The 24,625-nt window shown below is 57.2% G+C and carries 24 protein-coding genes, 1 tRNA gene, 1 pseudogene and 1 riboswitch; of the genes and pseudogenes, 22 read left to right on the top strand and 4 right to left on the bottom strand.

The window, feature by feature from the left end:
• Nucleotides 1-44 precede the first annotated feature (44 nt).
• From E0E20_RS05280 to E0E20_RS05205, 16 genes and pseudogenes are all read left to right on the top strand, one after another.
• Nucleotides 45-479 (top strand): LytTR family DNA-binding domain-containing protein, encoded by a 435-nt coding sequence (locus E0E20_RS05280; protein ID WP_130837158.1) that lies wholly within the window; start codon nucleotides 45-47, stop codon nucleotides 477-479.
• Nucleotides 480-586: 107 nt separating this feature from the next.
• Complete coding sequence (locus E0E20_RS05275; RefSeq protein WP_165443993.1) at nucleotides 587-1,015, top strand: DUF3021 domain-containing protein; 429 nt, start codon at nucleotides 587-589, stop codon at nucleotides 1,013-1,015.
• Nucleotides 1,016-1,613: 598 nt separating this feature from the next.
• Nucleotides 1,614-2,249, top strand: a complete 636-nt coding sequence (locus E0E20_RS05270; RefSeq protein ID WP_242622667.1) for a nucleoside hydrolase — start codon at nucleotides 1,614-1,616, stop codon at nucleotides 2,247-2,249.
• Between the two features lie 54 nt (nucleotides 2,250-2,303).
• Entirely contained in the window at nucleotides 2,304-2,822 is a 519-nt protein-coding gene (locus tag E0E20_RS05265; protein WP_165443992.1) for a PfkB family carbohydrate kinase, read from the top strand.
• A gap of 324 nt (nucleotides 2,823-3,146) precedes the next feature.
• Nucleotides 3,147-3,677, top strand: a complete 531-nt coding sequence (gene hpf / locus E0E20_RS05260; protein WP_130837155.1) for a ribosome hibernation-promoting factor, HPF/YfiA family — start codon at nucleotides 3,147-3,149, stop codon at nucleotides 3,675-3,677.
• A 189-nt stretch (nucleotides 3,678-3,866) separates the two neighbouring features.
• Nucleotides 3,867-5,051, top strand: a complete 1,185-nt coding sequence (locus E0E20_RS05255) for an acetyl-CoA C-acetyltransferase (RefSeq protein ID WP_130837154.1) — start codon at nucleotides 3,867-3,869, stop codon at nucleotides 5,049-5,051.
• Nucleotides 5,052-5,192: 141 nt separating this feature from the next.
• A complete protein-coding gene (locus tag E0E20_RS05250) occupies nucleotides 5,193-5,987 on the top strand; it encodes an enoyl-CoA hydratase-related protein (protein ID WP_130837153.1) in 795 nt (264 codons plus the stop codon).
• Nucleotides 5,988-6,236: 249 nt separating this feature from the next.
• Nucleotides 6,237-7,115 carry a 3-hydroxyacyl-CoA dehydrogenase family protein gene (locus tag E0E20_RS05245; protein ID WP_130837152.1) on the top strand — a complete coding sequence of 293 codons (879 nt, stop codon included), beginning with the start codon at nucleotides 6,237-6,239 and terminating at the stop codon, nucleotides 7,113-7,115.
• Nucleotides 7,116-7,257: 142 nt separating this feature from the next.
• The gene (locus tag E0E20_RS05240) at nucleotides 7,258-8,415 is read left to right on the top strand and encodes an acyl-CoA dehydrogenase (protein WP_130837151.1); all 1,158 of its coding nucleotides are present in this window, start codon (nucleotides 7,258-7,260) and stop codon (nucleotides 8,413-8,415) included.
• Nucleotides 8,416-8,492: 77 nt separating this feature from the next.
• Nucleotides 8,493-9,287: an electron transfer flavoprotein subunit beta/FixA family protein gene (locus E0E20_RS05235; RefSeq protein ID WP_130837150.1), complete on the top strand. Its 795-nt coding sequence runs from the start codon at nucleotides 8,493-8,495 to the stop codon at nucleotides 9,285-9,287.
• A gap of 20 nt (nucleotides 9,288-9,307) precedes the next feature.
• Nucleotides 9,308-10,375 (top strand): electron transfer flavoprotein subunit alpha/FixB family protein, encoded by a 1,068-nt coding sequence (locus tag E0E20_RS05230; protein WP_130837149.1) that lies wholly within the window; start codon nucleotides 9,308-9,310, stop codon nucleotides 10,373-10,375.
• A 124-nt stretch (nucleotides 10,376-10,499) separates the two neighbouring features.
• Nucleotides 10,500-11,012 carry a Cys-tRNA(Pro) deacylase gene (ybaK, locus tag E0E20_RS05225; protein WP_130837148.1) on the top strand — a complete coding sequence of 171 codons (513 nt, stop codon included), beginning with the start codon at nucleotides 10,500-10,502 and terminating at the stop codon, nucleotides 11,010-11,012.
• A 51-nt stretch (nucleotides 11,013-11,063) separates the two neighbouring features.
• Nucleotides 11,064-12,191, top strand: a complete 1,128-nt coding sequence (gene mtnA / locus E0E20_RS05220) for an S-methyl-5-thioribose-1-phosphate isomerase (protein ID WP_130837212.1) — start codon at nucleotides 11,064-11,066, stop codon at nucleotides 12,189-12,191.
• A gap of 4 nt (nucleotides 12,192-12,195) precedes the next feature.
• Nucleotides 12,196-12,830, top strand: a pseudogene (locus tag E0E20_RS05215) (beta-ketoacyl synthase N-terminal-like domain-containing protein); the annotation flags it as partial.
• A gap of 112 nt (nucleotides 12,831-12,942) precedes the next feature.
• A tRNA-Arg gene (locus E0E20_RS05210) sits at nucleotides 12,943-13,016 on the top strand.
• 113 nt (nucleotides 13,017-13,129) lie between these two features.
• The gene (locus E0E20_RS05205) at nucleotides 13,130-13,888 is read left to right on the top strand and encodes an endonuclease III domain-containing protein (RefSeq protein WP_130837147.1); all 759 of its coding nucleotides are present in this window, start codon (nucleotides 13,130-13,132) and stop codon (nucleotides 13,886-13,888) included.
• Between the two features lie 124 nt (nucleotides 13,889-14,012).
• Here E0E20_RS05205 and E0E20_RS05200 read toward each other — a convergent pair whose 3' ends face one another.
• Entirely contained in the window at nucleotides 14,013-16,463 is a 2,451-nt protein-coding gene (locus tag E0E20_RS05200; protein WP_130837146.1) for a GH36-type glycosyl hydrolase domain-containing protein, read from the bottom strand.
• 471 nt (nucleotides 16,464-16,934) lie between these two features.
• Here E0E20_RS05200 and E0E20_RS05195 point away from each other — a divergent pair, with 471 nt between their 5' ends.
• Nucleotides 16,935-17,945: a LacI family DNA-binding transcriptional regulator gene (locus E0E20_RS05195; RefSeq protein ID WP_130837145.1), complete on the top strand. Its 1,011-nt coding sequence runs from the start codon at nucleotides 16,935-16,937 to the stop codon at nucleotides 17,943-17,945.
• Nucleotides 17,946-17,990: 45 nt separating this feature from the next.
• Here the strand turns inward: E0E20_RS05195 and E0E20_RS05190 are convergent, their stop codons facing one another.
• The 3 genes from E0E20_RS05190 to E0E20_RS05180 all read right to left on the bottom strand — a co-directional run bounded on the left by E0E20_RS05190 (nucleotide 17,991) and on the right by E0E20_RS05180 (nucleotide 20,252).
• Nucleotides 17,991-18,776 (bottom strand): J domain-containing protein, encoded by a 786-nt coding sequence (locus E0E20_RS05190; protein ID WP_130837144.1) that lies wholly within the window; start codon nucleotides 18,774-18,776, stop codon nucleotides 17,991-17,993.
• A gap of 35 nt (nucleotides 18,777-18,811) precedes the next feature.
• Nucleotides 18,812-19,693 carry a DUF5685 family protein gene (locus E0E20_RS05185; RefSeq protein WP_130837143.1) on the bottom strand — a complete coding sequence of 294 codons (882 nt, stop codon included), beginning with the start codon at nucleotides 19,691-19,693 and terminating at the stop codon, nucleotides 18,812-18,814.
• Nucleotides 19,694-19,763: 70 nt separating this feature from the next.
• Nucleotides 19,764-20,252, bottom strand: coding sequence for a hypothetical protein (locus E0E20_RS05180; protein ID WP_130837142.1), 489 nt, complete (start codon nucleotides 20,250-20,252; stop codon nucleotides 19,764-19,766).
• A 225-nt stretch (nucleotides 20,253-20,477) separates the two neighbouring features.
• On the opposite strand from E0E20_RS05180, the gene E0E20_RS05175 reads away from it, so the two are divergent.
• The 5 genes from E0E20_RS05175 to thiD all read left to right on the top strand — a co-directional run bounded on the left by E0E20_RS05175 (nucleotide 20,478) and on the right by thiD (nucleotide 24,558).
• Nucleotides 20,478-21,026, top strand: a complete 549-nt coding sequence (locus E0E20_RS05175; protein WP_130837141.1) for an ECF-type riboflavin transporter substrate-binding protein — start codon at nucleotides 20,478-20,480, stop codon at nucleotides 21,024-21,026.
• 120 nt (nucleotides 21,027-21,146) lie between these two features.
• Nucleotides 21,147-21,270, top strand: a riboswitch (TPP riboswitch).
• Between the two features lie 190 nt (nucleotides 21,271-21,460).
• Nucleotides 21,461-22,333, top strand: coding sequence for a hydroxyethylthiazole kinase (locus E0E20_RS05170; protein ID WP_130837140.1), 873 nt, complete (start codon nucleotides 21,461-21,463; stop codon nucleotides 22,331-22,333).
• A gap of 29 nt (nucleotides 22,334-22,362) precedes the next feature.
• The gene (thiE, locus tag E0E20_RS05165) at nucleotides 22,363-22,995 is read left to right on the top strand and encodes a thiamine phosphate synthase (RefSeq protein WP_130837139.1); all 633 of its coding nucleotides are present in this window, start codon (nucleotides 22,363-22,365) and stop codon (nucleotides 22,993-22,995) included.
• 138 nt (nucleotides 22,996-23,133) lie between these two features.
• On the top strand, nucleotides 23,134-23,643 hold the full coding sequence (gene thiW, locus E0E20_RS05160; RefSeq protein WP_278045055.1) for an energy coupling factor transporter S component ThiW: 510 nt from the start codon (nucleotides 23,134-23,136) through the stop codon (nucleotides 23,641-23,643).
• 108 nt (nucleotides 23,644-23,751) lie between these two features.
• Nucleotides 23,752-24,558, top strand: a complete 807-nt coding sequence (thiD, locus tag E0E20_RS05155) for a bifunctional hydroxymethylpyrimidine kinase/phosphomethylpyrimidine kinase (RefSeq protein ID WP_130837137.1) — start codon at nucleotides 23,752-23,754, stop codon at nucleotides 24,556-24,558.
• Nucleotides 24,559-24,625 lie beyond the last annotated feature (67 nt).

The following is a 24,625-nucleotide window of genomic DNA, read 5'->3' as shown; positions in this document are numbered from 1 at the left end:
TAAGCTGGCGTTGGAAAGAGGAGCAGAAAGGAGGTGACGGGATAGTGAAAGTCAGCATGGAACTATCAAAAGAATATGTGCCGCCATACGCTGTTATCTATGCAGACAAGGTGACGGATGAGATACGGCAGGCACTGGAACTGCTGAAGGCCGCCGACTCGCCTGTTATCGGTCAGCAGGAGGACAAAATGGCGGTCATAAAGCCGGATGAGATTTACATGGTTCGTGCAGAAAACGGGAAAATCGTGATCTATACGGAAAAGGAAAGCTACTGTTCCGGAAAGCGGCTGTATGAGCTTCGGCAGCAGCTTGGAAGCGGATTTATGCAGATATCGAAGCAGAGCATTATCCGTCTTTCTTATATCGAAAGCGTGGAGGCCGGGTTCGGAGGCAGTCTTGCTTTGAAACTGAAAAACGGACTGAGAGATTACGTTTCAAGAAAATATCTGCCCTTGTTTAAGGAGTATTTAGGACTCTGATGGATGATACGACACAAGACGCAAAGCGGCTCGGCGCACTGCGCGCCGGCGCAGAGTGCTTGTGCCGTGCGCCTCGCACGAAAGTGCTTCGGCATGGAGGATTTTGTATGAGAAAAAAAATTGTTTTGAAAAATACATCGAGATCTTTGGGTATTGCATTATTAATTTTCTGTATCATAGGCATTATTTTTGACCAGATCTATAAAGGAACATTCACACTAGAGAATTATTCATTTACAAAGATGGCTCTGGGGGCGGTCGGGATCGGTCTTGGCTTCGGGCTTCCTACGATCGTCTACGAAAAGGAAGACATGTCCCTTGCTGTTCAGACGCTGATTCACATGGGGGTCGGAAGCATTGTTATGACAATCGTGGCCTTTGCGGTGGGGTGGATCCCCTCAGAAGAAGGTCCTTTTGTCGTTGTCATCACGATTCTTGGCGAACTTGCCGTCGCCTTTGGAATCTGGTTCATTTTCTACCTGCATATGAAAAAGCTGGCGGGGAAGGTGAATCAAAAGCTGAAAAAAATGGAATAACTGTCATCTGCCGCAGCAACGGAAAGCAGCAAGACAGTTTCGGGTGGTGTCTCGCTGCTTTATTAGTGCGCCTGGCGGCGCACGTTTCCAACGGGTGAAAGTCCCGAATCCGCCCGGCAGCGGGAAGGATATAGCCGAAGGCAAGGGTGTCGGGGGCGACCTCGAATCCGAAGGAAGCCGGAGGTGAGGAACCTACTAACTCACGGGCAAACTTCCGGTCTGACGAACAGAAATCACATATAAGGTTACGTATGAGGGCAAGGCTGTAAACAAGCCGAAGCCCACGACCTATCATCTGGGAAGTGCCGCGGGTGCGGTTGTGTTTATTTTTATTCTTCGCAGAATCCGGCCTGTCAGCGTTTTGATCGGCAATCAGGTAATTGCCCTTGCCGCGCTTGCCGGCGTATACTTGTCCCGTTCGATAAAATGGAGTTTTTTTCTTTTTTTATCGCCGGCTTCGCCTTGGGCGTGCTGTACAGTGTTATTGTGACGATTGCAACGAGAGTCGGATGGCGGAGAATCAGTGTAGCGGGGGCTCTGATCGCGACGGCGGGGGGAGGGGCCGATATTTTGACCCCGATTGTGACGGGGCGTCTTTTTGAAATCACAGGAGTGCATTTTTCTGGCGCTGGCTATCAGGCTGGAACCGGAGACTATGCGGAGAGTCCGCAGAGTCGTTGCCATGGGAACCGGCGGTCTGGGCCGGGGGAATGTAACGCCGGTTGCAGAATTTAATATCTGGCAAGATGCGGAAGCGGCAAAGATTATCGTGGAGTTCGGCTTTTCGGAACTTATGTTTGTCGGCTGGGACGCCTGTCTCGGCGAGAGTATGCTCACGGCGGCAGATATTGAAAGAATACGGAGCAGCGGACGGCTCGGCGCGTTTGCCATGGACTGCAATGCGCAGCTTCTTGCGCTGAACAGGGAGCGGTTCGGGGAGGATTGTCTTGATATGGCAGATCCGGCGGCTGTGGCAGCGGCTCTGTGTCCGGAGTGCATTGGAAACTGCAGCAGGTATTTTTGTGAGGTGGATATCTCGCCCGGGCCCGGCTATGGGGGCTTTTATGTGGATGTCGACGGGTGTCTAGGCAGACAGCCCAATGCGTTTGTGTGCAGCAGTCTGAAAGCCGACGTGTATAAGGAATATGTGTTTCAGCGTCTTTCGGAGGGCGCTGCGAAAGAAATGTCGGGAGCAGCGGTTGTTTCAGGTACGATAAAAAGATTGGGATCATGAAAGTTCTGAATTTTGGTTCCATGAATATGGACTATGTTTACAAGGTCGGACATATTGTACAGAGGGGTGGATGTCTCCCGCATCCGCTGCCTTGAGAATGTTCCGACAGGGCATACGGTTATTCAGAGTGCGGGCGACGGCGACAACAGCATTATCTTATTCGGCGGAGCAAATCAAAGCGTTACGGAGCGGCAGATTGATGAGGTTCTTGCAGATTTTTCGGCGGGAGATGTGTTGCTTCTGCAGAATGAAATCAGCGGCACAGCACATGCGATCAACAGAGCTGGAGAAAAGGGAATGATCATTGTGCTTAACCCCTCTCCAATGAATGCTGCGGCAAAAGCGCTGCCCTTGCAGAAAATCAGTTATCTTTTTGTCAATGAGGTGGAGGCCTCGCAGCTTACAGGTCTTCCCGCGGAGGATGCGGAGGGACTTTCGGCAGCGCTTTGCCGGGCGTTCCCGCAGGTGCAGGTTATTCTTACCCTGGGAGCGGCCGGGGCGTATTATCTGGCGGGGAAAGAGAGAATTTATCAGAATAGCAATAAAGACGTCGTTAAAAAATGTAGGAGATAATATGGATGGAGATACACATGTATGGTCTATTCCGCTCTATACTCTGTTTCGGCTGAAAGAATATTTATATCATGAGATGGGGTGGCGCTGAGCCTCCCGCGCGCAGGCCCGCATCGCCCGCCCCGCGGCGCTCGCAAACGCTGCGCGTTTCCTCGCTCCGTGGCTGCGCCACGGTCTTCTGCCCTGTGCTAAACCTCCTGCATGCAGGCATACGTCGGCTTTTCGCAGGACAAAATCCGCAGGGCTTTGCTTTCGTGATATAATTACCTCAACAAAAACGTGCGGCCGGGGCGTATATCTCAGGGCTGCGGAAAGAGGTCATTTATGAAGCTCGTTATCGTCGGTAAGAATGTGGATGTCACACCGGGTCTGGATCAGGCGATCCGCGACAAGCTCGGCAAGCTCGATCGCTATTTTGCCGAGGATACGGTCGCGCATGTCACGTTGAATGTCGATAAGGACCGGCACAGGATCGAGGTCACGATTCCCGTGAAAGGCGGAATTGTCCGCTGCGAGCAGGTGAGCAGCGATATGTACGTCTCCATTGACTTGGTGGAGGAGATCATCGAGCGTCAGCTCAAGAAATACAAGGGCAAGATCATTCGGAAGCATCAGGACGCGGCGTCGGATTTCCGCAGAGAATTTGTCGACAACGACTATGCGGAGGAAGAGACGATCCGGATATCCCGCCGCAAGCAGTTCGACATGAAGCCGATGTTCCCGGAGGACGCCTGCGTGCAGATGGAGCTGCTCGGTCACAGCTTTTATGTATTCCGCAATGCGGAAACCGATCAGATTAATGTGGTATACAAGCGCAAAGGGGCGACCTACGGCCTGATTGAACCGGAAATGTGACGATCGTCTTCTTGAAAGAAAGACCTGTGTATGGTATAATTTTTGGCGAGTGATAAAAAATTAACAATCTAATAACACAGGAATCGGCGGACTCAGAGACGATGGTCAGCTTCGGCGGGGACGATGCTTTCTGAAAACGGGATTTACCGGGTTATTGGGGCAAAAAGACAAGAAAAAATGGAGGGAAGCATGGCAAAGAGAGTGATAATTGTGGGGGCATGCCGCACGGCAATCGGCAAAATGGGCGGCGCGCTGAGTACCGTTCCGGCCAAGGATCTGGGCGCAGTGGTCATCCGGGAGGCGCTGAAGCGTGCCGGGGTCGCGCCGGAGGCCGTGGATGAGGTTCTTATGGGCTGTGTCATTCAGGCCGGACAGGGACAGAACGTGGCGAGACAGGCTTCTGTTGCGGCGGGGCTTCCCTATGAGGTTCCTGCGGTGACGGTCAACGTGGTCTGCGGCTCCGGTCTGAACTGCGTCAATATGGCGGCGGACATGATTCTTGCAGGCGATGCGGATATCGTCGTAGCGGGCGGTATGGAAAACATGTCGCTGGCTCCCTACGCCGCGATGCAGGCGCGTTTCGGCTATCGCATGAACAATGGCGCATTCGTGGATACGATGGTAAACGATGCGCTCTGGGATGCGTTCAATAACTACCATATGATCAAAACTGCCGACAACGTGGCGGCGCAGTGGGGACTCAGCCGCGAGGAGCTGGACGCGTTTGCCGCGGATTCTCAGAACAAGGCTTCGCAGGCGATTGAAAAAGGCGCGTTCAAGGATGAGATTGTGCCTGTCACCGTGAAGCAGAAGAAGACCGAGATCATCGTGGATACCGACGAGGGCCCCCGCCCGGGAACGACCGTCGAGGCCCTTGCGAAGCTCCGCCCGATCAATGCGGACGGCGTGACGACCGCAGGGAACGCTTCCGGCATCAATGACGGTGCGGCGGCGGTCGTGGTCATGAGCGAGGAAAAGGCAAAGGAGCTGGGCGTAAAGCCGATGGCGGTCTGGATCGCCGGTGCGCTCGGCGGTGTGGATCCGTCGATCATGGGTGTCGGCCCGGTCGCGGCGACGAAAAAGGTCTTCGCAAAGACCGGCTTCACCATTGACGACATGGATCTTTATGAGGCAAATGAAGCGTTTGCGGCGCAGTCGGTCGCGGTCGGAAAAGAGCTGAATTTTGACCTGAGCCGGCTGAATCCGAACGGCGGAGCGATTGCGCTCGGCCATCCGGTCGGCGCTTCTGGCTGCCGCATTCTTGTTACGCTGCTTCACGAGATGGCAAAGAGCGATGCGAAGAGAGGTCTTGCGACGCTCTGCATCGGCGGCGGCATGGGCTGCGCCACCATTGTGGAGAAGTACGAGGGATAATCGGAGAGAACAGCACCGTGCGCGGCAGAGCTCCGCGAACCGGAATGTCCGGTTGACGTCAGATATCTCCATGCGGTCGGAGGGAGCAAGAGCTCTTTCCGGCCGTGTGCTGTGCAGATCAAATGATTTCAGGAGGAAGAAATGGGTTTTGTAGAGTATGAAGCAGAGGGCGCTGTCGGCGTCATTACCATCAACCGCCCGCAGGCGCTCAATGCGCTGAACAGTCAGGTGCTCGATGATCTTGACGCGGTTCTCGGGGCAGTGGACACGGCGGCGGTTCGTTGCCTTGTTCTTACCGGCGCAGGGGACAAGAGCTTTGTCGCGGGGGCGGACATCGGAGAGATGAGCACGCTGACCAAGGCGGAGGGAGAGGCGTTCGGAAAGAAAGGCAACGATATTTTCCTTAAAATCGAGTCTTTCCCGATCCCGGTCATTGCCGCGATCAACGGCTTTGCTCTCGGCGGCGGCAACGAGCTTGCGATGAGCTGCGATATCCGCATCTGCTCAGACAATGCCGTCTTCGGCCAGCCTGAGGCAGGCCTCGGCATCACCCCCGGTTTTGGCGGAACGCAGAGACTGGCGCGTCTTGTCGGAGCGGGTATGGCGAAGCAGCTCGTCTATACGGCGCGCAACATCAAGGCAGACGAGGCATATCGCATCGGCCTTGTAAACTCTGTGTATACGCAGGAGGAACTCCTCCCGGCGGCGAAGAAAATGGCGGCAGTCATTGCGTCCAACGCGCCGATCGCTGTTCGCGGCTGCAAGAAAGCCATCAACGACGGACTGCAGGTTTCCATCGAAGAGGGCGTCGTCATTGAGGAGAAGCTGTTCGGTGACTGCTTTGAGAGCTATGACCAGCAGGAGGGAATGGCAAATTTCCTTCGAAAAAAGGATGACCCGGCAAAGGTCAAGCACGTGGAGTTCAAAAATCGGTAAATCGGTTTGCTGCGGATGAAGTTTCCCTCCGCCCGGAAAGCCGGCTGCGGCGCATGGAGCCGGAGGGTTCGTTCATACATTACCAACCATCAATGGAGGACTCGTATGAAAAATCACGCTGATGCGCTGATTTTTCATACAGCAATTTGGGCTGAAGCTCAAATTGCCCTTGATCGCAGCTGCAAAACCGCCTGCGCGGCTTTTGCGGCGCGTGCCTCACACAAAGCGCTTTGGCATGGAGGATTCATAATGAAAGTAGCGGTTATTGGTGCAGGAACAATGGGAGCCGGCATTGCGCAGACCTTTGCGCAGTGCGACGAGGTCGAGAAAGTTTATCTGTGCGACATCAAGCAGGAGTTCGCGGACGGCGGCAAGGCGAAGATTCAGAAGAGCCTTGACAAGCTCGTCGCAAAAGGAAAGCTGGAGCAGGCAAAGGCGGATGCCGTGCTTGCAAAGCTTGAGACCGGTCTCAACACCATTGCGGTGGATCCGGATCTTGTGGTCGAGGCGGCGCTTGAGGTCATGGATATCAAGAAAAACTGCTTCAAGGAGCTGCAGGAGAATATCGTAAAGAACGAGAACTGTATTTTTGCGTCCAATACCTCCTCGCTTTCCATCACCGAGATCGGAGCAGGACTTGCGAAGCCGGTCATCGGAATGCACTTCTTCAATCCGGCTCCGGTCATGAAGCTGGTTGAGGTCATCAAGGGAGCGAATACTCCGGAGGCGGACGTCGAGGCGGTCAGGACGATTTCCGAGAAGCTCGGCAAGACACCGGTGCAGGTGAATGAGGCGGCCGGCTTTGTAGTCAACCGGATTCTCGTTCCGATGATCAACGAGGGAATTTTCGTGTACAGCGAGGGCGTCTCGGACATCGCCGGTATTGATGCGGCGATGAAGCTCGGCGCGAATCACCCGATGGGACCGCTGGAGCTCGGCGATTTCATCGGACTTGATATTGTTCTGGCGATCATGGATGTTCTCTATAATGAAACAAAGGATTCCAAGTATCGGGCGTGCCCGCTGCTGCGCAAGATGGTTCGCGGCAGGAAGCTGGGCGTGAAGACCGGCGAGGGCTTCTACAAATATAATGCCGATCGCACCAAGACTCCGGTCGATCAGCTCTGATTCCGGCAGAAATGCAGCGGCTGCCGCGCGGCGGTTATATCCCCGGCGCTGCGGCGCTGCATTTGCTTTGCATAAAGCTGAGTAACAGCGGGAGCGATCCGGTTCCGGACGCATCCGTACAAAGAAAATGAAGGAGATTACCATGGACTTTCAGTTAGACAAAAAGCATGAGATGGCAAGACAGCTTTTCAGGGATTTTGCCGAGAAAGAAGTGAAGCCTCTTGCGCAGGAAATCGATGAGACCGAGAGATTCCCGAGAGAGACGGTCGACAAGCTTGCGCGCTACGGCTTTCTCGGCATCTCTGTTCCGAAAGAGTACGGCGGACAGGGCTGCGATCCTCTCACCTATGTCATGTGCGTCGAGGAAATGGCAAAGGAATGCGGAACGACGTCTGTCATCATTTCCGCGCATTCCTCCCTCTGCTGCGATCCGATCCTGATGTTCGGAACCGAGGAGCAGAAGCAGAAATACCTCGTTCCGCTGGCAAAGGGCGAGAAGCTCGGCGCGTTCGGCCTCACAGAGCCCGGCGCCGGGACGGATGCGCAGGGCGTTCAGACCAAGGCGGTGAAAAATGAGAACGGGGACTGGGTTATCAACGGATCCAAAATTTTTATCACCAACGGTAAGGAAGCGGATATCTATGTGATTTTTGCCCAGACCGGCCTCAAGCTCGACAAGAGAGGCAGATCGCAGAAAGTATTCACGGCGTTTATTCTTGAAAAGGGAATGCCCGGCTTCACGTTCGGAACCAAGGAAAACAAGATGGGCATCCGCGCTTCAGCGACCTATGAGCTGGTATTCAGCGACGTTGTTGTTCCGGATGCGAACCGCCTCGGCGCAGAGGGCAAGGGTTTCCCGATTGCCATGCATACGCTGGACGGCGGCCGTATCGGGATTGCGGCGCAGGCGCTCGGACTTGCCGAGGGCGCGCTGGATAAGACGCTTGCCTACATCAAGGAGAGAAAGCAGTTCGGCAGATCCATCGGTGCGTTCCAGAATACCGCGTTCCAGATCGCCGATATGGCTACCAAGGTAAAAGCGGCGCAGCTTCTTGTCTATCGTGCGGCAATGGCCAAGGAGACGCAGGACCGCTACTCTGAGGAAGCGGCGATGGCGAAGCTCTGTGCGGCGGAGGTCGCGATGGAGGTCACGACCAAGGCGGTGCAGCTCCACGGCGGCTACGGCTACATGAGAGAGTACGATGTCGAGCGCATGATGCGCGACGCGAAGATCACCGAGATCTACGAGGGAACCAGCGAAGTGCAGAGGATGGTTATTTCCGGCGGACTGCTTAAGTAATGGGAGGCCGGGGCATCCGTGAGAGCTCCGGCGGACCGGCATCTTCCGTGACGGAATAATGTATAAGGAGAAAATCAATGAAAATCGTTGTTTGTGTAAAGCAGGTTCCGGATACCAAGGGAGGCGTTAAATTCAAGCCCGATGGAACTCTGGACAGAGGAGCGATGCTCACGATCATGAATCCGGACGACAAGGCAGGCCTTGAGGCGGCGCTTCAGTTAAAGGATAAGTATGGGGCAGAGGTGACGGTGGTCACCATGGGTCTTCCCAAGGCGGATGCGGTTCTCCGTGAGGCGATGGCCATGGGAGCGGATAAGGGCGTTCTTGTCACTGACAGGGTTCTCGGCGGCGCGGATACATGGGCTACCTCGCAGACGGTGGCGGGCGCGATCCGCAATCTTGAATATGATCTCATTTTTACAGGAAGACAGGCGATCGACGGCGATACCGCGCAGGTCGGCCCGCAGATTGCAGAACACCTCGGTATCCCGACCATTGCCTATGCGCAGAAAATCGTGGAGGTCGACGAGGAGCAGAGAACCATCACGGTGGAGCGTCAGTTCGACGACAGATACATGACGCTGAAAGCAAAGATGCCCTGCCTTGTCACAGCTCTCGGCGATTTGTGTGAGCCCCGCTACATGACGCCCGGCGGAATCTTTGACGCACTGGATAAAGAAGTGACGGTCTGGGGGAGAACGGATCTGAAAGATGTGGAAGACTCCAACCTCGGCCTGAAAGGCTCCCCGACGCAGATTGCAAAGGCTTCCGATAAGGTCCGCAAGGGCGCGGGAGAGAAGAAGTCTGATCTCGGCCCGGCAGAGGCGGTTGACTATATCGTAGAGAAGCTTCAGGAAAAGCACATCATCTGATAAAAAGGAGTCTGAATACAATGAGAGCAGATACAAACAGAGAAGAGTACAAGGGCGTATTCGTCTATGCGCAGCAGGTAGACGGCGAGCTTTCCGGAATTTCTCTTGAACTGGTCGGCAAGGGCAGAGAGCTTGCGGCGGATCTCGGGACGGAGGTCACGGCGGTTCTGGTTGGTTCCGGAATCGGCTCGCTCGCGGATGAGCTGGGCGAATACGGCGCGGACAAGGTCATCGTGATCGATGATCCCGAGCTGAAAGAGTACCGCACCGAGCCTTACGCGCACGCGCTGGCCGAGACGATCACAAAGTTCAAGCCGGATATTTTCCTTGTCGGTGCGACGGCAATCGGCCGTGATCTGGGTCCCCGTGTTTCCGCGCGGGTGCACACGGGTCTGACGGCGGACTGCACCAGCCTTGAAATAGGCAGTTTCCCGATCAATGCGGTTCCCGGGCAGGAGGACAAGCAGCTTCACAACCAGCTTCTCATGACCCGTCCGGCGTTCGGCGGCAATACCATCGCGACGATCGCGTGCCCCGACTTCAGGCCGCAGATGGCGACGGTTCGTCCCGGCGTCATGCAGAAAGCGGCTCCGCAGGCGGGACGCAGGGCCGAGGTGATTGCGTTCAATCCCGGCTTCACTCCGAACGACAGATATGTTGAGATCCTTGACATCGTGAAGAATGCGAAGAAGACGGCGGACATCATGGATGCGAAGATCCTTGTCTCCGGCGGCCGCGGTGTGGGCTCTCCGGAGAACTTCAAGCTCCTTGACGATCTGGCGGCGGCAATCGGCGGGACGGTTTCCTGCAGCCGCGCGGTTGTTGATGCGGGCTGGAAGCCCAAGGAGCTTCAGGTCGGTCAGACCGGCAAAACGGTTCGGCCGCAGGTCTATTTCGCGATCGGCATCTCCGGCGCGATCCAGCATCTGGCCGGCATGGAGGAGTCCGATATGATCATTGCGATCAATAAGGACGAGTCGGCGCCGATCTTTGACGCGGCGGATTACGGCATTGTCGGCGATCTCAACAAAATTGTTCCGAAGCTGACGGAGAAGATCGCGGAGCTCAAAAAAGCGGAAAACGTATAATTTCATGAACGATTCGCGGATGGCACAGCGCTGTCCGCAGGGTGAGAGCAATGCTTTCGTTCATGAATCCAGACGGCTCCTGCCCGGTATTCGGGTGAGGGGCCGTCTCTGTTCTGGAAAAAAGATGGCGAAAAAAGAAAAAGAAGTCAAGACCAATGCCATGCGCATTCTTGAAAGGGAGCATATTCCCTACGAGAGTATTTCCTACAAGCCGGACGGCGAATTTGAGAGCGGCGTGCAGACGGCGGATAAGCTCGGGCTGCCAAGAAACCGGGTGTACAAGACGCTGGTGGCCTCCGGCTCGGACCGGAACCATTATGTATTTGTCATTCCCATCGAGTCCGAGCTGGATGTCAGGAAATGCGCGAAGTCGGTCGGGGTGAAATCGCTGGAGCTGGTACCGGTGAAAGAGCTTTTTGCACTTACCGGCTATGTGCGCGGCGGCTGTACCTCGATTGGCATGAAGAAAGCCTTTGTGACCCGTCTGCACGAGAGCGCGCGGCAGCAGGCTAAAATTTACGTCAGCGCGGGACGGATCGGAGCGCAGCTTCTCCTTTCGCCGGAGGATCTGCTTCGGGCGAACCGGGGGGAATATGCGGATTTGATCCGCGGGTCCGCAGAGGAGGGCGCAGATTGATCTTTGCGCGCGCCTCGCACAACGTGCTTCGAAATGGAGATTTTTATGAATATGGACAAATCAAAGACGATACTGGACTGCGATACGGTGTCTCTCCTTAAGGAGGAAGATGCGCTGTTGATCATAGACCAGACAAAGCTTCCCGGTGAGCTGCGCCTTATCCGTCTTCGTACGGCGGAGGAAATCTGGGAGGCAATCTATTTGCTGCAGGTGCGGGGGGCTCCGGCAATCGGCGTCACAGCGGCGTTGGGAATTTATCTGTTGGCGAAAAAAGCGCAGCTCCCGGAGAAAGACACGGTAGAGAACTATGCAGTCAATTTTGAGGCGCTCTCCCGGGAATTTCGGAAGCAGAAAGTATATCTGGAGAGCTCGCGGCCCACGGCGGTCAACCTCTCGTGGGCGCTCTGCCGGATGGAGTGCGTGCTGATGTCTCTTAAGGAGGAGCAGGGCATGACGGTCGAAAAGGCTCTTTCGGTGCTGGGGTGCGAGGCGGAGGAGATCCGGGAAGAGGATATCCGCGTCTGCCGCAGCATCGGTGAATACGGTCTGTCGCTTGTAGGTCCGGGGGACGGACTCCTGACGCACTGCAATGCGGGGCGGCTTGCCACGATCCGCTACGGCACGGCGACGGCGCCGATGTATCTGGGGCATGAGAGAGGATACGGCTTTCATATTTACTGTGATGAAACACGTCCTCTTTTGCAGGGAGCGCGTCTGACCGCATACGAGCTGGCGGCGGCCGGCATGGATGTCACTCTGGAATGCGATAATATGTCGGCCTCGCTCATGAAGAGCGGCAAGGTGCAGGCAGTCTTTGTGGGCTGCGACCGCGTGGCGGCAAACGGCGATGCGGCGAACAAGATCGGAACCAGTCTTCTTGCGCTGGCGGCGAAGCGCTATGGTGTGCCTTTCTATGTCTGTGCGCCAACCTCGACCATTGATATGTCTCTTTCCTCCGGCGATCAGATTCCGATTGAGCAGCGAAAGCCGGAGGAGGTGACGGAGATGTGGTATGCGGAGCGCATGGCGCCGGAGGGAATACAGGTGTATAATCCGGCGTTTGATGTCACGGAGAGCGATCTCATCAGCGGAATCGTCACAGAATACGGCGTGGCTCGGGCGCCCTATACGGAGTCCCTCCGCGATATTTTTGAGAAAAAAGCGTCGGAAAAGGAATAAGCGGGCGCGGCAGTTGGTGGTGAACGCGGGAATTCCGGTCGGGGTTCCGGCGACGACCATCAATGTACTGTGCGGCTCCGGTCTGCACTGTGTCAACCTTGCGGCGAAGCTGATCGCCATGGGCGATGCGGATATTATTGTGGCGGGCGGAATGGAAAACATGTCCATGTCCCCTTAGTGAGCCTGAAGCAGAAAAAGCAGGAGGTCGTGTTTGATACAGATGAGGGCGCGCGCTTCGGCACGACGACGGAGGCGTTGGCGAAGCTGAAGCCGGCCTTTAAGAAAGACGGAACCGGCGTGGTCACGGCGGGGAACAGCTCCGGAATCAATGACGCGGCGGCTGCCATGGTCGTCATGAGTGAGGAAAAGGCGAAAAAGCCCGGCGTCGTGCCGATGGCGACGTGGATCGGCGGGGAGCTTGCGGGCGTGGAGCCCAGCATCATGGGAATCGGTCCGGTTGCCGCGACGAAAAAGGTCTGCGCGAAGACCGGGTGGAGCGTCGGGGAGCTCGATCTCATCGAGGCCAATGAAGCCTTTGCGGCGCAGTCCGTGGCGGTGGCCCGGGAGCTCGGCTTCAACAGGGATATTCTCAATGTCAACGGCGGCGCCATCGCGCTGGGACATCCGGTGGGCTGCGCGGCGCTGGTGGAACGTGAATAAGCCGTCCGGAAAACGGAAAAAACGGGATTGACAAACCGGCTGGGAGCGTGTAATATACATTTTGTTGCCGATATTGAAAGGCATACGAAATGTGCGTGTAGCTCAGCTGGATAGAGCGTCTGGCTACGGACCAGAAGGTCGCGTGTTCGAATCATGTCACGCACAGGTGAACGGATGAGCGTGGGCACTGTCGGGATTCGCAGAAATGCGGTATTCGGCGGTGACGCGCTCATTTTGTTGTAGTTGCGAAAGAGACAGAGCGGAGAGGAACGGCCCTGATGAAAAAGCAATCTGAAAAACAGCCGGAAAGACAGCTTGGGAAGCGATCCGGAAAGACATCCGAAACGAAATTAAAGAAGAAGCCGGTCGGGACAGCGGAAAAGGATCTGGAAAAGAAACGCGCGCTGGCGATTGAGGTGATCAGGCGCCTGCGCGAGGAGTATCCGGATGCGCAGTGCACGCTCTGGTACGATGAGCCGTGGAAGCTCCTCGTGAGCGTGCGGCTCGCCGCGCAGTGCACCGATGCCCGCGTGGACAAGACCGTTCCGATCCTGTATGAAAAATTTCCGACCGTGGAGGCCCTCGCGGAGGCGCCGGTGGAGGAAATCGAGGAGATCGTAAAGGTATGCGGGCTCGGACACAGCAAGGCGAGAGATATCTCGGCCTGCATGAAGGTGCTGCATGAGAAGTATGCAGACCGGGTTCCGGATGATTTTGACGCGCTCCTTGCCCTCCCCGGCGTGGGGCGCAAGAGCGCTAATCTTGTCATGGGCGATGTGTTCGGCAAGCCGGCGATCGTGACGGATACGCACTGTATCCGCCTGTGCAATCTCATCGGTCTTGTCGACGATCTGAAAGAGCCGGCAAAGGTTGAGAGAGAGCTCTGGAAGATCATACCGCCGGAGGAGGGCTCGGATCTCTGCCATCGCTTCGTGAATCACGGGCGGGCGGTCTGTGTCGCACGGCATCCCCGCTGCGGAGAATGCTGTCTGAAAGAGATCTGCCGCTATGGAAAGCAGGCCGCGGCGCTCGAATAAAAAAGGATGACATCCTGCATATTGCCTTATATGGGCAGTATACGGGATGTCATCCTTCTTCTTTTCATTCTTTTTCTTTTTGCAGGCTGGTGAAAGGCCGCCGGACGGATGAGAAAGCGCGGACTCAGCCCATCACGACACGGACCTGATATTCTTTCTTTCCCGGGACAAGGGGAACCGTACAGCCCGCGACGGCCTGCCCGTCGACCGTCATTGACCGCACGCCCTTTTCGACATCGTCCGGGTTCGTGACCTCGATGTGATATACAGCATCCCGGAAGCGGCGGTCGATCTGGAAGCTGCCGAAGCCGTGGGGCACGCAGGGATCGATCCGGAGGCCCGTATGCGTGGGCTGAATCCCCAGAATATACTGGGAGATATCCGTGAACGTCCATGCGGCGGTTCCTGTCAGCCAGCTGTTCTTGCCCTCTCCGAAATATTTCGCTTCGCGGCCGGCGACCATCTGACAGTAGACATAGGGCTCCGTGCGGTGAATCTCTGAAATATCCTCCGTGTAGGCGGGACAGGTCTTCCGGTAAATTTCGAACGCACGGTCGCCGTGTCCGCAGACCGTCTCCGCGATCGAGACCCACGGGTTGTTGTGGCAGAAAATGCCGCCGTTTTCCTTATATCCCGGGGGATAGGAGCTGATTTCGCCGAGCTCGAGGTGATATCGCTTATAGGCCGGCGCGAGGATGCAGATGCCGTACTTCGTATCGAGCTGTTTTTCGACGGAGCGGAGCGCTCTGTCCGCAAAACCCTCTTTCACACCGCAGCCGGCAAGAACGCAGAAGCCCTGCGGCTCGATGAAGATCTGACCGTCCTCGCACTCATGGGAGCCGACCTTGTTTCCGTACGCGTCGTAGGCCCGCAGAAACCATTCGCCGTCCCAGCCCGCGGAACAGACGGCGCGGTACATGGCTTCGCGCTCGCTCCGCGCTCTCGAGGCCTCTGCGGCAGCGCCGCGCAGCTCGCAGAGCTCTGCGTATTCCTCCGTGTACTTGACGAACATGCCGCCGATAAAGACAGATTCCGCCACCGGACCCTCCGACGGGCCGAACGTCTGAAACGATTCCCCGGGATGCTCGGAGAAGCAGTTGAGATTCAGGCAGTCGTTCCAGTCGGCGCGCCCGATGAGCGGGAGACCGTGCGGCCCCTTGTGGCTGATGGTGAAATCAAGGGAGCGGCGCAGATGCTCCATCAGAGAGGTGGCGATGGACATATCGCCGTCGTAGGGCACCGTCTCGTCGAGGATGGAGTAATCGCCTGTTTCGCGCGTGTATGCGGAGACCGCCGCAATGAGCCAGAGCGGATCGTCGTTGAAGCCGGAGCCGATGCCGGCATTGCCTTTCTTTGTGAGCGGCTGATACTGATGATAGGCCGAGCCGTCCGGGAACTGTGTCGAGGCGATGTCGATGATTCGTTCCCTTGCGCGTCCCGGGATGAGGTGGACAAAGCCGAGCAGATCCTGACAGGAATCGCGGAAGCCCATGCCGCGCCCGATGCCGGATTCATAGTAGGAGGCGGAGCGGCTCATGTTGAATGTGATCATGCACTGATACGGATTCCAGATGTTGACCATGCGGCTGACCTTGTCGTCCCCGCAGCGGAGCGTGTAGCGGGCGAGGAGCCCGCTCCAGTATGCGCGGAGCTCCGCAAAGGCGGCCTCGGCCTGCCCGTCCGTTCGGTAGCGGTCCAGCATGGCGTATGCGCGGGTCTTGTTGATGATGCCGTCGCGGGGCTGTGTGCCATCCGCCCATTTCTCGCTTTCCGGGTTTTCGATATATCCCAGAACAAAGACAAGGGATCTTGTTTCGCCGGGGGAAAGACGGATGTCGAGCTGCTGTGCGGCGATCGGGGACCAGCCGCTCGCCATGGAATTGGTGCAGCCGCCGCGGAGAATCGCCTCGGGCGCATCGGGACCGTTGTAGGTTCCGATGAATGCGGAACGTATGGTATCAAAGCCGTCGATCGCGGCGTTGACGGAGCGGACGGCATAGTGGTTTCTCCGCTCGCGGTATTCCGTTTTATGAAAAATCGCGGAGCCCTCGACCTCGACCTCACCGGTGGAGAGGTTGCGCTGGAAATTCTCGCAGTCGTCGGAGGCGTTCCAGAGGCACCATTCCACATAGGAATAAAGTCGGATGGACTTCGGTGCGCCCGAGAGATTGGTGAGCTTCACATGGTCGATCTGACAGTTGTCGCCGAGCGGAACAAAGCTGAGAACCGAGGCCTCGATATCGTTTTTGACGCCGAGAAAGCGGCTGTACCCGAGACCGTGGCGGCACTCGTAGCGGTCCAGCTCGGTCCGGGTCGGCTGCCAGCCCGGATTCCAGAGCGTATCGCCGTCCTGAATGAAGAAATATTTTCCATTATTATCATAGGGCACGCTGTTGTAGCGGTAGCGCGTAAGACGCAGGAGCTTTGCGTCCTTGTAGAAAGAATAGCCGCCCATCGTGTTGGAGATCAGGCTGAAAAAGTCCTGATTGCCAAGGTAATTGATCCACGGCAGGGGCGTCTGCGGGGTGGTGATCACGTACTCCCGGTTTTTGTCGTCAAAATAGCCGAATTTCATAGTGTGCCTGCTCTCCTTTTTGCATCCGTCCGATCATGGCGGAGGGGGTCTTTTTGTGGGCGGGAAGCGCGGACGAACGTATTGTAAACGTTTAAGCTCCGGCGCGGTCCTGTACGAAGTTCATTATATACTCGGCATATTCCAAAAAGCAACACGAAACTTTTGTCTTCTTTTGTACAGCTCTTTGCACGGGGACGGAGAAAGAGAGGAAAACGCCCTAATATGCGGCACTTGCAGGAGAGGCGGGTCGGGCGCTTTTTATGAAAGGAGACGCCGGAGCGGCGGGGTGCGGAGAGAGGCGGCTTGCTTTTTCTGTTGTCAGGAGGTATTCTTTTAACGAAAACGATTAAGAAAAGCCGGAATTGCCGTAACCCATGGTGCGAAAGGCGCAGGGAGGCTATAATTTAATGTTAAGAAGCCGGACGGAAAAGAAGCCGGCGCGGCATGCAGGAGAAATAGAACGGGGGAAGTATGGTATCACTGAAAGATATTTCTGCTGCCTGCGGTGTTTCCATCGCAACGGTCAGCAAGGCACTTAATAATCACAACGACATCAGTGCGGAGACGAAAGCACATATCAAAGAGGTGGCGGCGGAGCTCGGTTATTATCCCAATTCCGCAGCCAAGGCGCTCAAGACAAACCGGACCTACAACATCGGCATGCTCTTCGTCGATGAGGCGCAGAATGGTCTGACGCATGATTTCTTTGCCTATATTCTCGACAGTTTCAAGCGAAAAGCAGAGTCTATGGGCTATGACATTACCTTTATCAACGGAAACAAGACCCGCTCCAACCGCATGTCGTATCTGGCGCACGCGAGATACCGGGGCTTTGACGGGGTCTGCATCGCCTGCGTAAATTTTTACGATCCGGAGGTTCTGGAGCTGGTGCGCAGCGATATTCCGGTCGTGACGATCGACCACATGTTCAACAACCGCACGGCGATTCTGTCCGATAATGTCGGCGGTATGCGCGACCTGCTCAGCTATGTCTACGGGAAGGGGCACCGCAGGATCTCGTTCATCCATGGGCTGGATTCCTCGGTTACGCAGGGGCGTGTCTCCAGCTTTTTCAAAACGGCGGACGAGCTGGGACTTGAGATCCCGGATGAATATATCCGCGAGGCGCCGTACCGCAATACGGATGAGACGGCGCGGCAGACGGAGGAGCTTCTGGATCTTCCGCAGCCGCCGACCTGTATTCTGTATCCGGATGATTTTTCGGCCTTTGGAGGAATCAATGCGATCAAGGAGCGCGGGCTGTCGATCCCGGAGGATATTTCCGTCGCGGGATATGACGGCATCCGTATCGCGCGTCATATAGAGCCGCAGCTCACGACGATTCGGCAGGATGCCGAAAGAATGGGAATGGAGGCCGCGCGGGAGCTGATTTTGCAGATCGAGCGCCCGCGGACGACGCTGACCCGCCAGATTATTGTGAAAGGCTCGGTCTACGAGGGAAAAACCGTAGGCGAGATATAAGAATTGTATTGATGCAGGCGGGGAGCAGAGAGGGGAAGTTCCCGATCAGGGCAGTCCTCCGCAGCAGATGGAACCGCCGCAGAACAGGTTGAGGAAGAAATTCAGCACGGCGTTGAGGATGCAGAGGCGCAGGCACCAGCGGGCCGAACCGGCGGCCGGCATGGAATAGGAGGCCTGCCGCGCTTCATACCAGCCGCTCCCCGCCTGCAGGCGTTCTGCAAGGTCCCGGTAGACGGCGCGGCCCGGTTCCATGCGGGCCGCCGTGCGCGCAAACTGCAGGGCGGACACATTATTTCCGAGTCCTGCGCTTGCCACGGCGCTGTAATAGTACCACTGCGCGGTGCGGTTCGGGATGCTGTTCAGGACGTTGACCGCTTCGCGGTAGTGGCGGGCATTGATGAAATTGGCGGCCGCCTGATAGTGCAGCCGTTCTTCATCCTCGGTGCTGCCGGCGCGGCCCGGCCCGCCGCTGTATTCCCGGTAGCCGTAGGAGCCGTTCCAGAAATCGCCGAACTGATTCCAGAAGTCGCTCCAGTCGCCGTAGCCGCTGTACCGCCCGTAGCCGTAGGAGGAATTTCCGGAGGAACGCGGCCCGTAGGAGGAAGCGCCGGCAGACGAGGCGTCGGAGGAGGCGTAGGGATGCTGCTTTTCGTACATGATCTGCTGATAGGCAGCCTGCACCTCCTTGAATTTTTCCTCGGCCTGCGCTTTGTTCGGATTGCTGACATTGGCATCCGGATGATACTTGCGGCTGAGGCTGCGGTAGGCTTTTTTGATCTCTTCATCCGAGGCGCTCCGGGATATCCCGAGCGTGACATATGGATCTGACATAAAGCAGGAATCTCCGTGAGAATGTTGTTGTAAGATCAGGCGCCGGGACGGGGCGTTCCGGTCTTGGCTGCGGCGGATGCCGCGGTTTTCCGGTTCCACTGCGTCCACACGCCGGAATAGAGGATATTGCGCAGCAGCTCCGCGTTTTTCACGATGGGAAGCGTCTCAAAGCATTTGGCGCATTCCGCCATCATCATCGTGAGCAGATGTTTTATATGGCGGTCGAAGTCGTCCTCATAGTCGTCCGGATCGTCGTTCATCTGCGCGGCGAGGCGGAGCAGCGGATTAAAGGCGCCGCTTTTCCGATCCTTTTCCAGATCATCCCACGCATCCATGATATAGATGAACTTTCCGAGGAAAAAACCCATGCGGCGGAGCGTGGGTTCCCAGTCGTCGTGCCGGCAGGCAAGCGCCTCCGCCATGATCTCTCCGAAGCATCCGCTCAGTGTGTCAAGGTCGGCATCCGGCCGTTTTTCCTCCTCGCCAAGGCGGCGAAGCTGCAGGGCAATGGCGTCCGATTTTTCCCGGAGGCGGGAGGCGGCCGCCCTGCTGCGGCGCGAGAGGAGCTTTGCGAAGAAGAGCTTCCGGAGACGGCGTTCATCTTTCCAGTCGTCGATGCAGGACCAATAGGAGAGGATGACGTTCATATCCGCGGCGTATTCCGTGAATTCATTGATCCGCGTCGCATGCCTCTCAAAGGGGTGAGCCGCGCAGCGCGTATCGCCCTCCGTATCCTCCGGCTCATACAGGCCGGACAGGAGGAGCGTCAGGAACGTCGTATCATAGCTGAGCGTGAGCTGCCCTGCCGCGCCGTATTTCTGCTTCAGGACGCGGCACAGGCCGCAGTAGTAGGAGCGGTAAAGCTCAAGTTCGCGGAGACGGAGCTCCGGCTGGTTGACGACAATATATCCGAACATTTCTGAATTATACCCCGGATTGATATTCAAAAGAAATCTTGCGGTGAAAGTACTGCCGTGAAAGAACCGGTCAGGAGCGCTTCTGAAATTCTGTGCCGCAGCGCGGACAGCGAATCATAATCCTGCCTTTTCCCCGGGGAATGCGGAGCTTCTGACCGCAGCCCGGACAGCGGTAAATATGATAGCGCCGCGCCGCGAAGAGGCGGGAAAAGAGCCCGGCGAGCTTCGAGGCGAAGCGGCGGAGAGCTGCGGTAAAACGCGCCGCAGAGCCCCGCAGAAAGGGAAAATACCGACCCGTCAGAGAGGAAAACCGGGCGCGGCATGCAAGATAGCGCTGATTTTCCCGGGAACGGGCGGCGGTGCTGCGGGAGAGGATCCGGAAGTACGCCCAGACGATGAGGATCAGCGCGGGAAGATTCATCCAGCGCAGAAAACGGACAAAGGAGGAGAGGAGAATCAGGATCAGCGCGCAGTGAAGCAGAAACTTCCCCAGCAGATCATAGCCGTATCTCCCCGCAAAAAAACGGGATATCCTGTATTTCCACTGATCCTTGTTCATAGAGACATTTCACCCACTTTCATATAATCCGGCCCTTGCGCGGCGCTTCCGATTCGTATTCAATATGTGTAATTCTAACGATGCGGCGGCCGAAAGCAAGGCATCTGAGAGGAAAAGAATATTAAAAAAATATAAACATCCGGCGTTTTGTCCGTCGTGCGGCGGAGCGCTCTGTGCTATACTTGCAGTGTTGTGATTTCTGCATCTTATGAGGAGGATACAGGCATGAAGAAATTCGGCATCAGGGAGGTTGTGGCGGCCGGTATCGGTACGGCGCTGTTTGTTGTTCTGACGGAGGTTCAGATTCCCATCGGGATTCCCAATACCTATCTGCAGCCCCGCATGGCGGTTCTGGCGTTTCTCTCCGCCGTGTTCGGCCCGTGGGTGGGAGCGGTGATCGGTCTTCTGGGACATACGCTCGGAGACGCGATCTTCTATGGCTCCGTGTGGTGGAGCTGGGTGTTCCCGGAGGCGGTCGTGGCGATTCCGGTGGGATTGTTTGCAAAGAAGTTCGCGGTCCGCGAGGGCGGCTTTTCAAAGGGAAATATCGTTCTCTTTAATGTCGTGCAGGTCATTGCCAACGCGGCGGCGTGGATTGCGGCAGCTCCGGTGCTCGATATTCTGGTCTATGCGGAGCCGGTTTCCAAGGTCTTCGTGCAGGGGATCTTCGCGTTCCTCGGCAACGTCATCATCATCGGCATTCTGGGGACTCTCCTGATGGCCGCGTATTCCAATGTGGCCGGAAAGTCGGGGAGCCTTAAGAAAGAGAACTGACGCGGGATGGACGAAGCCGGAATGGGACGGAGCGGTGCCGCGGCACCGCGTACAAAATCAGGAACAAGAGCTTCGGGATATTGACTTTCCGGTTCCCGTGCTCTAAGTTATTCAAAAAGAATATCGTGCTAGGGGAGCAAATGCTGAGACGCGGCTTTTAAGGGCATCCGGGATGTGCCGGCGGCCGCGACCCTCATTACTTGAACCGGATAATACCGGCGTAAGGAAGCTGTTTATCTGACGCGCAGAGGCTGTCTGCCGGGCGGTGCGCTGTGCATGTGCGGATGCGCGGCGCGGTGAAAAGCCGCTCGTTAAGATGCGCTCTGTGTGTCGGAGAAGGGAATCCCCTTGCAGAAATGCACAGGGGATTTTTTGATGTCTGAGAAGCTGATGTTTGAAAATCTGATATCGGAAAAGGAACGGGAGACGGCGGAATGAAAGAGAGACGTACAAACTGCGGGGCGGAGGCTCCGGAGGCCGGAGAGATCGCGGCGCACACCGTGCGGCGGATCCGTGAGGCTCGGCCGCTCATTCATATTCTGACAAACAGCGTTACGGTGACGGATGTGGTCAACGCAGTATTGGCCTGCGGAGCGTCGGCGGTCTGTGCCGAGGATCCGAAAGAGAGCGCTGAGCTTGCGGCGCTGGCAGACGGCCTGCTTCTCAATATCGGAACGCCGAACGACCGTCGCGTGGAGGGAATGCTGCGGGCGGCGGACGCCGCAAACCGGAAAGGGATTCCCGTTGTGCTTGATCCCGTCGGCGCGGGGGCTTCGGAATACCGGGCGCAGATACTGCGGCGGCTTCTCGCGGACATCCGCTTTGCCTGCATCCGGGGGAATCGCTCCGAGCTCGCGGCAATCGGCGGCCTTATGGGAGTTGGCGGCGCGGCGGGAGGAGACGCCGGCAGGGAAGAGAGCGCGGTGCCGTCGCGAGGCGTGGAGGCCTCGTCTCCGGCGCTGGCGGACGAGGAGCTGCGTGCGCTCTCACGGCGGCTTTCCTGCACACTGGCGGTGACCGGCGGGACGGACCGCATTGTCACGGGGGGAGAGATTGCTCTTTGCTCCCGCGGGACGCCGCTTCTGACGCGGGTCACAGGGAGCGGCTGCATGCTGTCGGCGTTTATTGCGGCGGCGCTGGCGGCGGGAGGGAATGATGTATCTTCGGAGGAACGGCACCGGTCCGTCTGTGATGCCGTCCTGACGTATGACCTCGCGGCGGAGACGGCGGAACGGGAGATGTGCCTGTTCGGTCATATCGGCACGGGAACATTCCGGATGTATCTGATCGATGCGCTGAGCCGGTGAGCGGCGGGACGGAGCAGAAAGGGAAAAACATGGCATTACAGCGGGAAGCGCTGAGACTGTACGCGGTCACGGATCGGAGATGGCTCGGGGGCAGGACGCTCGTCGGGGCGGTGGAGGAGGCTCTGCTTGGCGGCGTTACCATGGTGCAGCTCAGGGAGAAGCTCCTTGCCGGGGAGGCGCTGCGGCAGGAGGCGGAGGCGCTGCAGACTGTATGCAGACGCTATGGCGTTCCGTTTCTCATCAATGATGATGCAGAGCTCTGCGCGACACTGGGCGCCGACGGCGTGCATGTCGGGCAGGAGGATATGAGCGTTGGCAGCGCCCGGGCGCTGCTCGGTCCGGAGCGGATTGTGGGCGCGACGGCGCACAATGTGGAAGAGGCGCTTCGGGCGGAGGCGCAGGGCGCCGACTATCTGGGGTGCGGCGCGGCGTTCGGCTCGCGGGTCAAGACGGATGCCCGGCCGATCACTCTTTCGGAATATGCGGAAATCACAGCGGCGGTGAAGATTCCGGTCGTCGCCATCGGAGGGATTGATGCGGAGAATATCAGCCGGCTCCGGGGATCCGGCCTCGCCGGGGCCGCGGTTATATCGGGAATCTTTGCGACAAAGGACATCCGCGGCGCGGCGAAGCGCCTGCGGGCAGAGGCGGAGAAGCTCTGAATGCAGCGCCCTGATCAGAGAGAGGGAGGAGCGTTCGCGCCGCCGGGACTTTTTTATCTGTTAAGCCGGCTCTTCGGAGCGTTTTTAAAAACATATGTTTCAAAAACAGCAGCAATAAATATAGGAGGGGAAAAATATTTGAAGACAAAAAATGTTAAGAAGCTGGCGGCATCCGGCATGTTCGTCGCTTTGATTCTCGTCCTGTCGGGCTTCTATATCCCGGTGGGAGCGTCCAAGTGCTTTCCGGTGCAGCATATGGTCAACGTGCTGGCGGCGGTTCTTCTGGGGCCGTGGTGGGGCGTCGGCATCGCGTTTGCGGCGTCTCTCTTCCGGAACCTGATGGGAACCGGAACCCTGCTGGCTTTTCCGGGCAGCATGGTCGGAGCGCTCTGCTGCGGCCTGTGCTGGCGCTTTTCAGGGAAGCTCCTGCCCACGTATCTGGCGGAGATTTTCGGGACCGGCGTGATCGGCGGTCTGCTGGCGTTTCCCGTGGCGACGCTTTTCATGGGAAAGGAGGCGGCGCTCTTCGCCTATGTGCTTCCGTTTCTCGTGAGCACGGCGGGAGGAACGATCCTTGCAGCGGTGCTGGTCGCCGTTCTTGCAAAAACCAAGGCACTGGACGCCCTGCGCCAGCTTGTGGACGGGTAAAGACCTTTCCCGGACGGAGGGAAAAGCAGGGCAGCACAGCGGCAGACCGGGGGCACCACCTTCTGCCGCTCTATAAAAGTAATGGGTTCTTAACATAAAGGAGGCAGTATGAGAACAGCATTATCTATCGCGGGAAGTGATTCCAGCGGAGGCGCCGGCATTCAGGCAGATATCAAGACCATGATGGCGAACGGCGTTTATGCCATGAGCGCGATCACGGCCCTGACGGCGCAGAATACGACCGGCGTAACGGCAATCATGAATTCCACCCCGGAATTTCTGGAGGCTCAGCTCGACGAGATTTTCACCGATATCTTCCCGGATGCAGTCAAGATCGGAATGGTATCGGAGAGTCGGCTTATTCATGCCATTTCATTAAAATTAAAATTTTATCGTCCCCGTTTTCTCGTGGTCGATCCGGTGATGGTTGCGACCAGCGGGGCGAAGCTCATCAGCGACGATGCGGTGGAGACGCTGAAAGCGGAGCTTCTTCCGCTCGCGACGGTTCTGACGCCCAATATTCCGGAGACGGAGATACTGGCGGAGACGGCGGTGCAGAGCAGGGAGGATATGATGCACGCGGCGAAGCTGATTTCGGAGCGCTATCATTGCGCCGTGCTCTGCAAGGGCGGACACCGCGTCAGCGACGCCAGTGATTTTCTCTATCGGGACGGGCAGGGCAGATGGTTCGAGGGGAAGCGGATCGATAATCCGAACACCCACGGAACCGGCTGCACGCTCTCATCCGCCATTGCAGCCAATCTGGCCAAGGGCTTCTCTCTGGATGCGTCGGTGGAGCGGGCCAAGGACTATATCTCCGGCGCGCTCGACGCCATGCTCGACCTCGGACATGGCTGCGGACCGATGAATCATGCCTTTGATCAGGGAGGAAGATTCATGGAAGAGGCGGAGTGAGGGAACGGACGGACAACAGGCGGCTCCGGAACAGCGGGGGCCGGCACACAGAGCGGATATCGCGGAA

It is taken from the genome of Lachnoclostridium sp. Marseille-P6806 (assembly GCF_900625025.1).
GTDB lineage: Bacteria > Bacillota > Clostridia > Lachnospirales > Lachnospiraceae > CAG-791.
Note: the sequence above shows the minus strand (reverse complement) of the source record. Positions and strands in the feature narration are given on the sequence as shown.